This is a genomic window from Alterinioella sp. B-7 (assembly GCF_056857775.1).
This window is the reverse complement of sequence record NZ_JBSXNT010000032.1, coordinates 13,519-26,907: the sequence shown is the minus strand read 5'-3', so window position 1 is coordinate 26,907 and position 13,389 is coordinate 13,519. Positions and strand designations below refer to the sequence as shown.

The 13,389-nt window shown below is 65.9% G+C and carries 12 protein-coding genes; 8 read left to right on the top strand and 4 right to left on the bottom strand.

Going from position 1 to position 13,389, the window contains the following annotated elements:
* Positions 1–6: 6 nt before the first annotated feature.
* Positions 7–1,242: an aspartate kinase gene (locus tag AC13C7_RS09830; protein WP_482867355.1), complete on the bottom strand. Its 1,236-nt coding sequence runs from the start codon at positions 1,240–1,242 to the stop codon at positions 7–9.
* A gap of 93 nt (positions 1,243–1,335) precedes the next feature.
* On the opposite strand from AC13C7_RS09830, the gene AC13C7_RS09825 reads away from it, so the two are divergent.
* The gene (locus tag AC13C7_RS09825; RefSeq protein WP_172317193.1) at positions 1,336–2,307 is read left to right on the top strand and encodes a threonine dehydratase; all 972 of its coding nucleotides are present in this window, start codon (positions 1,336–1,338) and stop codon (positions 2,305–2,307) included.
* Positions 2,308–2,412: 105 nt separating this feature from the next.
* Here AC13C7_RS09825 and AC13C7_RS09820 read toward each other — a convergent pair whose 3' ends face one another.
* The 3 genes from AC13C7_RS09820 to glmU are packed head-to-tail and all read right to left on the bottom strand — an operon-like array spanning position 2,413 to position 6,312.
* Complete coding sequence (locus tag AC13C7_RS09820; protein WP_482867354.1) at positions 2,413–3,120, bottom strand: DNA alkylation repair protein; 708 nt, start codon at positions 3,118–3,120, stop codon at positions 2,413–2,415.
* Between the two features lie 7 nt (positions 3,121–3,127).
* Positions 3,128–4,945 (bottom strand): glutamine--fructose-6-phosphate transaminase (isomerizing), encoded by a 1,818-nt coding sequence (glmS, locus tag AC13C7_RS09815; protein WP_172317195.1) that lies wholly within the window; start codon positions 4,943–4,945, stop codon positions 3,128–3,130.
* Positions 4,946–4,947: 2 nt separating this feature from the next.
* Positions 4,948–6,312 carry a bifunctional UDP-N-acetylglucosamine diphosphorylase/glucosamine-1-phosphate N-acetyltransferase GlmU gene (glmU, locus tag AC13C7_RS09810; RefSeq protein WP_172317197.1) on the bottom strand — a complete coding sequence of 455 codons (1,365 nt, stop codon included), beginning with the start codon at positions 6,310–6,312 and terminating at the stop codon, positions 4,948–4,950.
* A gap of 135 nt (positions 6,313–6,447) precedes the next feature.
* Between glmU and AC13C7_RS09805 the strand changes: the two genes are divergently transcribed.
* The 7 genes from AC13C7_RS09805 (at position 6,448) to AC13C7_RS09775 (ending at position 13,331) form a co-directional block, all read left to right on the top strand.
* Positions 6,448–7,113, top strand: a complete 666-nt coding sequence (locus AC13C7_RS09805; RefSeq protein WP_446169999.1) for an HAD-IA family hydrolase — start codon at positions 6,448–6,450, stop codon at positions 7,111–7,113.
* 45 nt (positions 7,114–7,158) lie between these two features.
* On the top strand, positions 7,159–8,349 hold the full coding sequence (locus AC13C7_RS09800; RefSeq protein WP_482867353.1) for a DegT/DnrJ/EryC1/StrS family aminotransferase: 1,191 nt from the start codon (positions 7,159–7,161) through the stop codon (positions 8,347–8,349).
* Positions 8,346–9,248 (top strand): aminotransferase class IV, encoded by a 903-nt coding sequence (locus tag AC13C7_RS09795; RefSeq protein WP_172317201.1) that lies wholly within the window; start codon positions 8,346–8,348, stop codon positions 9,246–9,248. The genes AC13C7_RS09800 and AC13C7_RS09795 overlap by 4 nt, the downstream gene beginning before the upstream one ends.
* A gap of 96 nt (positions 9,249–9,344) precedes the next feature.
* Positions 9,345–10,508 (top strand): isovaleryl-CoA dehydrogenase, encoded by a 1,164-nt coding sequence (locus tag AC13C7_RS09790; protein WP_172317203.1) that lies wholly within the window; start codon positions 9,345–9,347, stop codon positions 10,506–10,508.
* Positions 10,509–10,535: 27 nt separating this feature from the next.
* Positions 10,536–10,934 carry a DUF1622 domain-containing protein gene (locus AC13C7_RS09785; RefSeq protein WP_172317205.1) on the top strand — a complete coding sequence of 133 codons (399 nt, stop codon included), beginning with the start codon at positions 10,536–10,538 and terminating at the stop codon, positions 10,932–10,934.
* A 24-nt stretch (positions 10,935–10,958) separates the two neighbouring features.
* Positions 10,959–11,684: a flavodoxin family protein gene (locus AC13C7_RS09780; RefSeq protein ID WP_328700448.1), complete on the top strand. Its 726-nt coding sequence runs from the start codon at positions 10,959–10,961 to the stop codon at positions 11,682–11,684.
* A gap of 105 nt (positions 11,685–11,789) precedes the next feature.
* Positions 11,790–13,331, top strand: coding sequence for a carboxyl transferase domain-containing protein (locus AC13C7_RS09775; protein ID WP_482867601.1), 1,542 nt, complete (start codon positions 11,790–11,792; stop codon positions 13,329–13,331).
* Positions 13,332–13,389: the final 58 nt, after the last annotated feature.

The following is a 13,389-nucleotide window of genomic DNA, read 5'->3' as shown; positions in this document are numbered from 1 at the left end:
GGGCTCTCAGCCTTTCTCCAGCTCGAAGGCGTCGTGCAGGGCCTGCACGGCCAGTTCCATGTATTTGCGGTCGATCAGCACCGAGACCTTGATTTCGGAGGTGGTGATCACCTTGATGTTGATGTTCTCGTCGCGCAGCGCCTGGAACATCCGCGCCGCGACACCGGCATGGGACCGCATCCCGATGCCGACGATCGAGACCTTGCAGACCTCGGTATCGGCGACCAGCCCGTGAAAGTTGATCTCGCCGCGCGCCTTGGCGTCGTTCACCGCCTTCTCCGCCCGCTTCACCTGGTTGGTGGGGCAGGAGAAGGTCATGTCGGTGCGCCCTTCCTCCGAGATGTTCTGCACGATCATGTCCACGTTGACGCCCGCATCGGCCAGCGGCCCGAAGATGGCGGCGGAGACGCCGGGCCGGTCGGCGACCGAGATCAGCGTGACCTTGGCCTCGTCCTTGGAATAGGCGACGCCCGCGACAGCTTTGCTTTCCATGTTGTCCTCCTCGGCGCAGACAAGCGTGCCGGCCGCATCATTGTGTTCCTCGAAGCTGGAGAGAACCCGCAGCTTCACATTGTAGCGCATCGCCAGCTCGACCGAGCGGGTTTGCAGCACCTTCGCGCCGAGGCTCGCAAGTTCCAGCATCTCCTCGAAGGCGATCTTGTCGAGCTTGCGGGCCTTGCCGCAGATGCGCGGATCGGTGGTGTAGACGCCATCGACATCGGTGAAGATATCACAGCGCTCGGCCCCGAAGGAGGCGGCGAAGGCAACGGCGGTGGTGTCCGATCCGCCGCGCCCGAGCGTGGTGATGCGGCCATCGTCCCCGATGCCCTGGAAGCCCGCGACCACGGCCACCTTCATACCCTCGCCGAACTTGGCCAGGATATTGCCGGTCGGGATCTCCTCGATCCGGGCCGAGGCATGGGCCGAGTTGGTCTTGAGCGGCACTTGCCAGCCCTGCCAGGACCGCGCGGAGACATCCATTTCCTGAAGCGTCAGCGCCATCAGGCCGGCGGTCACGTTCTCGCCCGAGGAAACCACCGCGTCATATTCGCGGGCGTCGAAAAGCGGCGAGGTTTCTTCCACGTAGCCCACCAGCTTGTTGGTCTCTCCCGACATGGCCGAAACGATGACGATCACGTCATAGCCACCCGCCACCTCGCGGCCCACGCGCTTGGCGGCGCGGCGGATGCGGTCGAGCGTTGCGACGGAGGTGCCGCCGAATTTCATCACCAATATGGGCATGGCCCCGGCCCCCGATCCCTCTGATCCGTTTTGCGGGTGTCATAGGAGGATGCTAAGGGGGTGGCAAGGGGACCGATGCGAGGGGGCAATGCGATGAAATTCACTGTGGCGGAGTTGCAGGCGGCGGCGGAACTGGTTCACGCCCGGATGGACCCGACGCCGCAGATCCAGTGGCCGACGCTCTCGCGCAGGGTCGGGGCCGAGGTCTGGGTCAAGCACGAGAATCACGCGCCGACAGGAGCCTTCAAGGTACGCGGCGGGGTGACCTATCTGGACTGGCTGGTGCGGACGCATCCGGGCAGCCGGGGCATCTGCACCGCGACGCGTGGCAATCACGGCCAGAGCCAGGCACGGGCCGCGGTGGCGGCGGGGCTGCGGGCGCTGGTCTATGTGCCGCATGGCAATTCGGTCGAGAAGAACGCCGCGATGCGCGCCTTTGGTGCGGAACTGGTCGAGCATGGCGAGGATTTCGACACCGCGCGGGAGGAGGCGTTCCGCGTCGCCGAGGCCGAGGGTCTGAGTATCGTGCCGCCCTTTCACAAGGAGTTGGTGCGCGGCGTCGCAACCTATGCGCTCGAGCTGTTCGGCACTGTGCCCGACCTCGATACGGTCTATGTGCCGATCGGCTGCGGCTCGGGCATCTGCGGTACCATCCTGGCGCGCGATGCAATGGGGCTGAAGACGAAGGTGGTGGGCGTGGTGTCCGAGGCGGCGCAGACCGCGAAGCTGTCTTTCGAGGCGGGCGCATTGGTTGAAACCAATGCCGCGCGCACCTTTGCCGATGGCATGGCCGTCCGGGTGCCCGTGGCGGATGCGCTGGCGATCTACGGACGCGGCGCCGAGCGCGTGGTTGCGGTCAGTGAGGAAGAGATCGCCGAGGCGATGCGGGTCTATTTCACCGATATCCACAATATCGCGGAAGGGGCGGGGGCGGCCCCGCTGGCGGCGCTGATGCAGGAGCGGGATCGAATGAAGGATCGCAAGGTCGGTGTGATCCTGTCGGGCGGCAATGTGGATATGGGCTGGTATCGGACGGTTTTGGGTGGCGGTGTGCCCGAAGTCTGAGTTGCGCCCGGCGGGCCGGTCGCGGCAGGGTTGGCGGGCTCGGGCCCCCTGCGGGAGCCCTCGCCCGCCAATTGGGGACCAGTCCCCAAACCCCTTGGGATATTTTCAGAACAAAGAAGGGGAAGGGGGCAAGTGACGGGCGGCGTCCTTCCGGGCGAAGGGCTTCATGGCAGGGCCATGTCGGGCGAGGAAGGTGCGGACGGTGTCGGGGTCGCGCCTCGACAGCTCGCGCAGCCACCAGGCAACGGATTTCTGGATGAACCAGCTGGGATCGGTGGTGTAGTCGGCGGCCCAGGTGAGGATGCGGGCGCGGGCGTTCTTTTCGGCGGGTTTGGGGTGGCGTTGCCTGGTCCAGGGCAGGGTGAAGACAAGCGCCGCCCGCTTGGTCCAGAGGTGGGAGGACACGGTCCAGGTCTCGACGGTGTCGAGCCGGACGGGATCGGCGACAAGGCGGCGCTGGCCCGCCATGGCGGTGGCATCGGCGATGGCCCAGGAATCGAGATCGGGCAGCCAGGATTGGATCAGGGCCCAGGCGCCATGGTCATCGGGGCGGATGCGGGCCTGCACCAATAGCTTGGCCGCCGTGATCCGGGCCTCGAAGATATCGGTCCGCCAGAGCGCGTCGGCGAAGGCGAGCCGATCCGGGAGGCTGAGGCTGCGGCGCAGGTCGGTGGCCAGGTCATTGCAGAGGGCGTTGGAGAGGCCCAGGTAGCGGCGCGGCACCTTGTGATAGGCCGCCATCCGCGCCGCGCGGGCGGGGTTTGCCTGTGCCTCCAGCGCGGCGAGGGTTTCGGCGGGCGTCACGGCACGCACCGGGCCATTATTCCACCGTCACCGATTTCGCCAGGTTGCGCGGCTGGTCCACATCCGTGCCCTTGTGTACCGCGGTGTGATAGGCAATGAGCTGCGCCGGGATCGAATAGAGGATCGGGGCCAGGAACGGGTCCACATCGGGCAGGACCAGGCAGGCCTGCGCGTCGGCCCCCGCCAGCCCCGCGCCGGTCGCGTCGGTCACCAGCAGCACCTGGCCCTCGCGCGCCATGACCTCCTGCATGTTGGACACGGTCTTGTCGAAAAGCGTGTCGCTCGGCGCCATGACGATGACCGGCACGGTCTTGTCCACGAGCGCGATGGGGCCGTGCTTCAATTCACCCGACGCATAACCTTCGGCATGGATATAGCTGATTTCCTTGAGTTTCAGCGCGCCTTCCAACGCCAGCGGGAACATTGCGCCACGGCCCAGGAACAGCACCGTCTGCGCCCGGCTGACCCCCCAGGTGACCTGGGCGATCTGATCCTCCAGCGCCAGCGCCTGGTTGACGAGGCCGGGCAGGTGGCGCAGCTTTTCCAGCAACTCGGCCTCGCGATCCGCCCCGATCCGGCCCTTCTGGCGCGCGGCCAGGATGGCGAGATGGGCCAGCACCGTCAGTTGGCAGGTAAAGGCCTTGGTCGAGGCGACGCCGATCTCGACGCCCGCTAGGATCGGCAGCGCCAGGTCGCTTTCCCGCGCGATCGAGCTTTCGGGGACATTGACCACCGACAAGATGCGCGCGGCGCGGCCTTCGGTGTAGCGCAGGGCTGCCAGCGTGTCCGCGGTTTCGCCCGACTGGCTGACGAAAAGCGCGGTGGTGCGGGCCGAGACGGGCGGCTCACGGTAGCGAAACTCGCTGGCGATATCGACATCGCAGGGCAGGCCCGCCAGTTGCTCGAACCAGTATTTAGCGGTCAGGCAGGCGAGGTTGGCGGTGCCGCAGGCGACCAGGATCAGGCGGTCGGTCTGGCTGAAATCCACGTCACCTTCCGGGATCACAACCTTGTTCTCGCGCGAATAATGCGCAATGCAGTCGGCCAGAACCGTGGGCTGTTCAAAGACCTCCTTGGCCATGAAATGCTTGTGCCCGCCCTTGTCGACCTGCGCCGATTGCGCCGGGATGCGGCGGATCTCGCGGGTCACGGCACGGTCGTGGTCGTCGAAGATCTCCGCGCCCGCGCGGGTGACGAAGGCGTAATCGCCCTCTTCCAGGTAGGTGATGCGGTCGGTCATCGGGGCCAGCGCAATCGCGTCCGAGCCGACATACATCTCGCCCGCACCATGCCCGATGGCCAGCGGCGAGCCCTTGCGCGCGGCCACCAGCAGGTCGTCCTCGCCGTGAAACAGGAAGGTGAGCGCGAAGGCCCCCTCCAGGTGGCGCAGGGTTTCGCGGGCGGCCTCGCGCGGGGGCAACCCGTCTGCCAGCAGGCTTTCGCAGAGCAGCGCGACGGTTTCGGTATCGGTGTCGGTCTCGACCCCGATCCCCCTGGCGGTCAGGCGCTCGCGCAGCGCGCGGTAATTCTCGATGATGCCGTTATGGACCACCGCGACACGCCCCGCCTGATGCGGATGCGCGTTGATGACCGAGGGCGCGCCATGCGTGGCCCACCTTGTGTGGCCGATGCCGGACTTGCCCGCCAACGGCTGATGCACCAGCAGATCGGAGAGGTTGACCAACTTGCCGACCGCCCGGCGGCGGTCCAGAACCCCGTCATTCACCGTGGCGATGCCCGCGCTGTCATAGCCGCGATATTCCAGCCGTTTCAGGGCCTCGACCAGAAGGGGGGCGACCTCATGCGCGCCCAATACGCCGACAATGCCGCACATGGTCAGTGGCCTTTTTGCTTGGATTTGAGGGCGCGCAGGCGGGACATCATCCGTGCGCCGAGCCCGTCCTTGTTCTCCTGCCTCGCGCGCCCGATGGCGAGGTCGCCGGGGGGCACATCGCGCGTGATCACGGACCCCGACCCGGTCATCGCGCCATCGCCGAGTGTCACGGGGGCCACCAGCATGGTGTTGGAGCCGACGAAGACATCCGCACCCACATCCGTGCGGTGCTTGAACACGCCGTCATAATTGCAGGTGATGGTGCCCGCGCCGATATTGCTGCGCGCGCCGATGCTGGCATCGCCGATATAGGACAGGTGGTTGACCTTCGCGCCTTCGCCGATTTCCGCGGCCTTCACCTCGACGAAATTGCCGATCCGTGCGCCATTGCCCAATTCCGCGCCGGGGCGCAGGCGGGCATAGGGGCCGACAATGGCGCCCGCGCCGACATGGGCCCCCTCAAGGTGGCTGAAGGCGCGGATGGTGGCGGCGTTTTCCACCGTGACGCCGGGGCCGAAGACCACGTTGGGTTCGATCACGGTGTCGCCGCCGATCCAGGTGTCGAGGGCAAAGAACACGGTTTCGGGCGCGGTCATGGTGACGCCGTTGTCAAACATCTCGGCGCGGCGTCTGGTCTGGAACAGCCGTTCTGCCTCGGCCAGTTCCGCGCGGGTGTTGATGCCGAGCGTCTCGGCCTCGTCGCAGGTGACGGCGGTGGCGGTCAGGCCCTTCGCGGCGGCAATCGCGGGCACATCGGTCAGGTAGTATTCGCCTGAGGCATTGTCATTGCCGACCACGGAAAGCAGCTCCATCAGCGTGGTGGCATCGGCGCAGAGCAGGCCGGAATTGCACAGCCGGATGGCCAATTCCTCGGGCGTGGCATCCTTGGCCTCGACGATCCCGGTGAGGCGCTCACCTTCCATGATCAGCCGCCCGTAACGACCGGGATCGGCGGCCTCGAACCCGAGCATCACGATATCATGGGTGGCGCGGGCGGCGCGCAGGTTCTCCAGCGTGTCCTCGGAAATGAAGGGGGTGTCGCCGTAAAGCACGATGACATCGCCCTCGAACCCCTCAAGAGCGTCCTTGGCCTGCAAGACCGCGTGGCCCGTGCCAAGCTGCTCGGCCTGGCGGGCACAGATCGCGGCGGGCTCGATCTCGGTGACGGCGCTTTCCACCGCCTCGGCCCCGTGTCCCGTGACGACGACGATGCGCGAGGGCGCCTGCGTCAGGCCCGCCGCGATGGCATGGGCCACCAGCGGAACGCCGCCCAGTGGGTGCAGCACCTTGGGAAGATCCGAGTTCATCCGGCTGCCCTGTCCCGCCGCCAGAATGACCAGCGCGCATCGGCCTGAGTTGTCCTGCATTGCACCTGCTTTCGTTTTCTGTCTTTGCGTATTATCCAACCGGGCGTGCCTTGCAAGGCGAGGCAGGGTCAAATTGCCTTACGGTTCGTTTCAACAGGCGGGCGGATTTCCGCCATGACGACGGGGGATGCGCCCATGCGCACGGTGATTTTCGATCTCGACGGCACGCTGGCCGATACCAGTGCCGACCTGCTCTTGGCGGGCAATGCGGCGATGGAGGCGATGGGTCACGCGCCGCAACTGGTGCTGGACCGCGACGCCGCGACCGCGCTGCATGGCGGCAAGGCGATGCTGCGCCTCAGCCTGGAGCGGATGGGCCATGACGACCTGGAGGCCGAGATCGAGCGCGGCTATCCGCTGCTCCTGGAGGCCTATGGCAACGCGCTGGACGTGCATACCGTCCTCTATCCCGGCGTGACCGAGGCGCTGGAGGAGCTGCTGGAAGAGGGTTTCGCCATCGGCATCTGCACCAACAAGCCCGAGGCGCTGGCAGACCGGCTGATGAGCGCGCTTGGCGTGCGGGGCCTCTTCGGCTCGCTGATCGGGGCCGATACCCTGCCCACCCGCAAGCCCGATATCGCGCCCTACCGCGCTGCGGTGGAGGGGGCGGGGGGCGTGATGGCGCGATCCCTCCTGGTGGGCGACACCGTGACCGACCGTGAAACCGCGCGCGCCGCCGGGGTCCCCTCGGTCCTGGTCAGTTTCGGGCCTCTCGGGATGGGCGTGGCCGAGCTTGCGCCCGAGGCGCTTTTGCATCGCTACGCGGAAATGCCGGGGCTGGCGCGCGAATTGCTGGCCTGACGGGGGCCATTGACGGCAGCCACGCCCGCGCCCAAGACTGCGCCCATGAAACAGAGCTTCACCGGCAATTTCACCCAACAGGAGCCGATCCCCGAGGCAGGGATAGAGGCCGCGCTGCGCGTCATGCGCTCGGGCCGGCTGCATCGCTACAACGTGGCCGAGGGCGAGGTGGGCGAAACCGTGCTTCTGGAACAGGAGTTTGCCGCGTTTACCGGGGCGGCTTACGCGCTGGCCGTGGCCTCGGGCGGCTATGCCATCGGCTGCGCCCTGCGCGCGATGGGGGTGGGGCCGGGCGATCCGGTCCTGACCAATGCCTTCACGCTGGCCCCGGTCCCCGGCGCGATTGCAGCAGTTTCCGCACACCCGGTCTTTGTTGACGTGACCGAGAGCCTGACCATCGACTTCGATCACCTGGCACAGCGGATTTCCGAGACCGGGGCCAAGGTGCTGCTGCTCTCGCATATGCGCGGCCATATCTGTGACATGGGAAAACTCATGGCGATCTGCGACGCGGGCGGCGTGGCCGTGATCGAGGATTGCGCCCACACGATGGGCGGCGGTTGGGACGGCGTGCCTTCAGGGCGGCACGGCGCGATGGCGGCCTATTCGACGCAGACCTACAAGCACATGAATTCGGGCGAGGGCGGGTTTCTGACCTCGGACGATCCCGACCTGATGGCGCGCGCGGTGATCCTGTCGGGCAGCTACATGCTTTATGACCGCCACCGCGCAGCACCCCCGCGCGAGGCCTTCGAGGAGGTGAAATACGTCACCCCGAACGTGTCGGGCCGGATGGACAACCTGCGTGCCGCGATCCTGCGCCCGCAACTGGCCGATCTTCCGGCGCAGGTGGCGCGCTGGAACGCGCTCTACCGCACGGTCGAGGAGGGCTTGCGCAACACGCCCGGCCTGAAAGTGATCGAACGACCCGCAGAGGAGGGCATCGTCGGCTCCTCGATCCAGTTCCTGCTGCCGGAATTTGGCGCCGACCGGATTGCGCATGTGCAAAAGGGCTGCGCCGCGCGCGGGGTTGAATTGAAATGGTTCGGCGGGGCCGAGCCGGTGGGCTTTACCTCGCGCTACGAAAGCTGGCGTTATGCGGAGACGCAGAGCCTGCCGCAGACCGACCGCATCCTCGCGGGGCTTATGGATATGCGCCTGCCGCTGACCTTCAGCCTCGACGACGCGTGCCTGATCGCCGGGATCATCGCCGACGAGGTGCGGGGGGCGCAATGACCGATTGGTCGAAAGGTGCCGCCTGGATGGCAGGCGAGGTGATCCCGATTGGCGAGGCGCGGATCGGCGTGACCGATTGGGGGCTGACCCATTCCGACATCACCTATGACGTGGTCCCGGTGATCGACGGCGCGTTCTTCCGGCTGCCGGACTACCTCGACCGGTTCGAGGCATCGCTGGCCACGGGGCGGTTTGATATCGGCATGGACGGGCAGGCGATGACGGCAGCGCTGGCGGCAATGGTGGCCCGCTCCGGCCTGCGCCATGCCTATTGCGCCATGGTGGCCGCGCGCGGCACGCCGATCATCCCCGGCAGCCGCGACCCGCGCGGCTGCACCAATCATTTCTACGCCTGGGTCGTGCCCTATATCCATGTGATCAAGCCCGAGGTTCTGGCACAGGGGGCAAGGGTCTGGATCGCGAAGGACACGCATCGGATTCCACCCGACAGCGTCAATCCACATGTGAAGAACTACCATTGGGGCGACTTCACCGCCGGGCTGTTCGAGGCCAAGGACGCGGGGTTCGAGACCGTCATCCTGACCGATCACGACGGAAACGTGACCGAAGGACCGGGCTTCAACGTCTTTGCCGTGACGGGCGGGCGCGTCGTCACGCCCGAACGCGGCGTGTTGCAGGGCATCACCCGCCGGACCGTGCTGGAAATGTGCGCCGAACTGGGTGTCGCAACCGAAATACGGGCCGTGCCCCTGGCCGAATTCATGGCGGCCGACGAGGTGTTCTTATCCTCCTCGGGCGGCGGCGTGATGCCGATTGCGCAGGTCGATGACCGGCTCTTTGGCAATGGCGGGGCAGGGCCGCTTGGTCTGCGCCTGTCCGAGCTCTACCAGGATTGGACGCGGCGGGCCGCGCACCGCACGGCGATCCCGTATCGCTGACCCCCATCATTGCAGGCCGGCACAGGATTGTTTTGACTCGCAGGACGCGACTTGCTAATAACTGAACAAGCGTTCAATTAAGGGGAGGCCAGCGCGATGTTCGCTGCAACCATGCAATTCGACCTCGGCGAAGACGTCAACGCGATGCGCGAGATGGTGCATCGTTGGGCGCAGGACCGCGTCCGCCCGATGGCCGAGGAAATCGACCGCAAGAACCTGTTTCCGCCCGAGCTGTGGCAGGAGATGGGCGAGCTTGGCCTTCTGGGCGTCACCGTGCCGGAGGAATATGGCGGCGCGGGCATGTCCTACCTGGCCCATGTCATCGCGGTCGAGGAAATCGCGCGGGCCTCGGCCTCGGTCTCGCTCAGCTACGGCGCGCATTCCAACCTTTGCGTCAACCAGATCAAACTGAACGGCACGGACGAACAGCGGGCGAAATACCTGCCGCGCCTGATCTCGGGTGAGCATGTCGGCGCGCTGGCCATGTCCGAGGCCGGGGCGGGATCGGACGTTGTCTCGATGAAACTGCGCGCCGAGAAGCGCAACGACCGCTTCATCCTGAACGGCACCAAATACTGGATCACCAATGGCTGTGACGCCGATACGCTGGTGGTCTACGCCAAGACCGACCCCGAGGCCGGATCGAAGGGCATCACCGCCTTTCTCATAGAAAAAGAGATGGTGGGTTTCTCGACCTCGGAGCATTTCGACAAGCTCGGGATGCGGGGTTCGAACACCGCCGAGCTGATCTTCGAGGATGTCGAGGTGCCGTTCGAGAACATCCTGGGCGAGGAGGGCAAGGGCGTGCGCGTCCTCATGTCCGGCCTCGACTATGAGCGCGTCGTGCTGGCGGGCATCGGCACCGGCATCATGGCGGCCTGCCTGGACGAGATCATGCCCTACATGGTCGAGCGCAAGCAATTCGGCCAGTCGATCGGGAACTTCCAGCTGATGCAGGGCAAGATCGCGGACATGTACACGGCGATGAACTCGGCCCGCGCCTATGTCTACGAGGTCGCCAAGGCCTGCGACCGGGGCGATGTGACCCGCCAGGACGCGGCCGCCTGTTGCCTCTATGCCTCGGAACAGGCCATGGTGCAGGCACATCAGGCGGTGCAGGCGATGGGGGGGGCAGGGTTCCTCTCCGACAGCCCGGTTGCCCGCATCTTCCGCGATGCCAAGCTGATGGAGATCGGCGCCGGGACGAGCGAGATTCGCCGGATGCTTGTGGGACGCGAGATGATGGGGGCGATGCGCTGAGCGGGTCAGCGACAGGAAAGGTCGATCATGGGAAGCCTCGTTGAGATGGAAGCGGAGGGCGGCGTGCTGTATGGCCAACTCGGTTGGCTTGTGTCTCTTCTGGAATGGGCGGCGGCGGGCATCGACATTGCCGCCATCCTCCTGATCCTGATCGGCGGCGTCCGCTTCATCCTGGGCGTCGGCAAGGCTGAGATCATCCTGCGCGGCGTCGACCGGGTGCGCGAAACCAACCGCGAACGGGTGGAACTGGGGCGCTATATCCTTGCCTCGCTGGAGCTCTTCATCGTGTCGGATATCATCCACACGGCGCTGAGCCTCGCCTTCGCCGACCTGCTGTTCCTGGGCCTTCTGGTCGTGATCCGGTCGGTGATCTCGTATTTTCTGGATCGCGAACTTGATCAGCTGCGCAAGGAACTGGGCGAATGACCATGACCCGAGGGAGGATCTGACATGACCGACAGCAAAGCATTCGACGGGCTGCGCGCCCTCTTCGTCAACACCTCGCTGAAGAAGGATGGCAGCCAGAGCCACACCCGCCTGCTGATGGGCGTGTCCGCGGAGATCATGGAGAAAAACGGGGTCCGCGTCGAACATGTGCATATGCTCGATCACGCGGTGCCGCCCGGTGTCTACCCGGATATGACCGAACATGGGTGGGACCGTGATGACTGGCCGGAATTGTGGGCGAAGGTGAAGGCGGCCAACATCCTGGTGGTCGGCACGCCGCTGTGGTTGGGCGAGGAAAGCAGCGTCTGCCGGGTGCTGATCGAGCGGCTCTACGGCATGTCGGGGATGCTGAACGACAAGGGGCAATCGGTCTATTACGGCAAGGTCGGCGGCTGCGTCGTGACCGGCAACGAGGATGGCATCAAGCACGCGGCGATGACCATTCACTATGCGCTTGGGCATCTGGGCTATACCATCCCGCCGCAGGCCGATTGCGGCTGGATCGGAGAGGCGGGGCCGGGCCCGTCCTATGGCGATGAGGTGGACGGCAAACCTGCCGGTTTCGACAACGAGTTCACGCAGCGCAACACGACGATCATGACCTGGAACCTGATGCACCTGGCCAAGCTGCTGGCCGATGCAGGCGGCTATTCGAATGAGGGCAATGACCGCGAGGCGTGGAAGGCCGGGTGCCGGTTCGACTATGCCAACCCGGATTATCGCGCCTGAGGCGCGTGACCGAATTTCGCGCCCAAGGCGCAGGAGGTGGATGTGAAACTGAAATCCAATGTCTTGACCGGCTCCGAGGATTTCGCGGCCAACCGCGCGGCCAACATGGCGGCGCTGGAGACGGTGCGCGAGGCGGCGCAGGCGGCGCGCATGGGCGGTGGCGAGAAATCCCGCGCGCGTCATGAAAGCCGCGGCAAGATGCTGCCACGCCGACGGGTGGCGAACCTGCTCGATCCCGGCAGTCCTTTCCTGGAGGTGGGCGCGACGGCGGGCCATGACATGTATGGGGGCGCCGCGCCCTGCGGCGGGGCCATCGCGGGCATTGGCCGGGTGCATGGCCAGGAGGTCATGGTTGTCTGCAACGACGCCACCGTGAAGGGCGGTACCTATTATCCGATCACGGTCAAGAAACACCTGCGCGCGCAGGAGATCGCCTCGGAATGTCAGCTTCCCTGCATCTACCTCGTCGATTCCGGCGGGGCCAACCTGCCCAACCAGGACGAGGTCTTTCCCGACCGCGATCATTTCGGGCGCATCTTCTACAACCAGGCGCGGATGTCGGCCAAGGGGATCCCGCAGATCGCCGTTGTCATGGGCTCCTGCACGGCGGGGGGGGCTTATGTGCCTGCGATGTCGGATGTGACCATCATCGTGAAGGAACAGGGCACCATCTTTCTGGCCGGTCCGCCGCTGGTCAAGGCCGCGACGGGCGAGGTCGTCAGTGTCGAGGAACTGGGCGGCGGCGATGTGCATACGCGCCTCTCGGGGGTCGCGGATTACCTGGCCGAGGACGATGCCCACGCGCTGGCGCTGGCGCGGCGTGCGGTGCGCTCGTTCAACCGGGCGAAGCCCGCGACCGTGCAGTGGCAGACGCCCGAAGACCCCGCCTATGACCCAGAGGAATTGCTCGGCGTGGTTCCGGCCAGCCTGACCACGCCCTATGACATCCGCGAGGTGATCATGCGCGTCGTCGATGGCAGCCGTTTCGACGAGTTCAAGCCGCGTTTCGGCGAAACGCTGGTCACGGGGTTCGCGCATCTGATGGGCTGCCCGGTGGGGATCATCGCCAATAATGGCGTGCTGTTTTCCGAAGCGGCACAGAAGGCGGCGCATTTCGTGGAACTGTGCAGCCAGCGCAATACCCCCCTGGTTTTCTTGCAGAATATCACCGGCTTCATGGTCGGGAAACGCTATGAGAACGAGGGCATCGCGCGCCACGGGGCCAAGATGGTGACCGCCGTTGCGACAACGAATGTGCCCAAGATCACCATGGTCGTGGGCGGCTCTTTCGGGGCCGGCAATTACGGCATGGCGGGGCGCGCCTACCAGCCGCGCTTCATGTGGTCCTGGCCCAATTCCCGCATTTCCGTGATGGGCGGCGCGCAGGCGGCGGGGGTTCTGGCCACCGTCAAACGCGACGCGATCGAGCGGGCGGGGGACGAGTGGTCGGCCGAGGAAGAGGCCGCCTTCAAGCAGCCGACGCTGGATATGTTCGAGCACCAGTCGCACCCGCTCTATGCCTCGGCGCGGCTCTGGGATGACGGGGTGATCGACCCGAGGAAGAGCCGCGAGACGCTGTTCCTGTCGCTCTCGGCGGCGCTGAATGCGCCCATCGAGGAGACACGTTTCGGCGTGTTCCGGATGTGAAAATGGCCATGCACCCCCCGTACACCCCCCGATGCACCCCCCGTGCAGACGCGTGCGC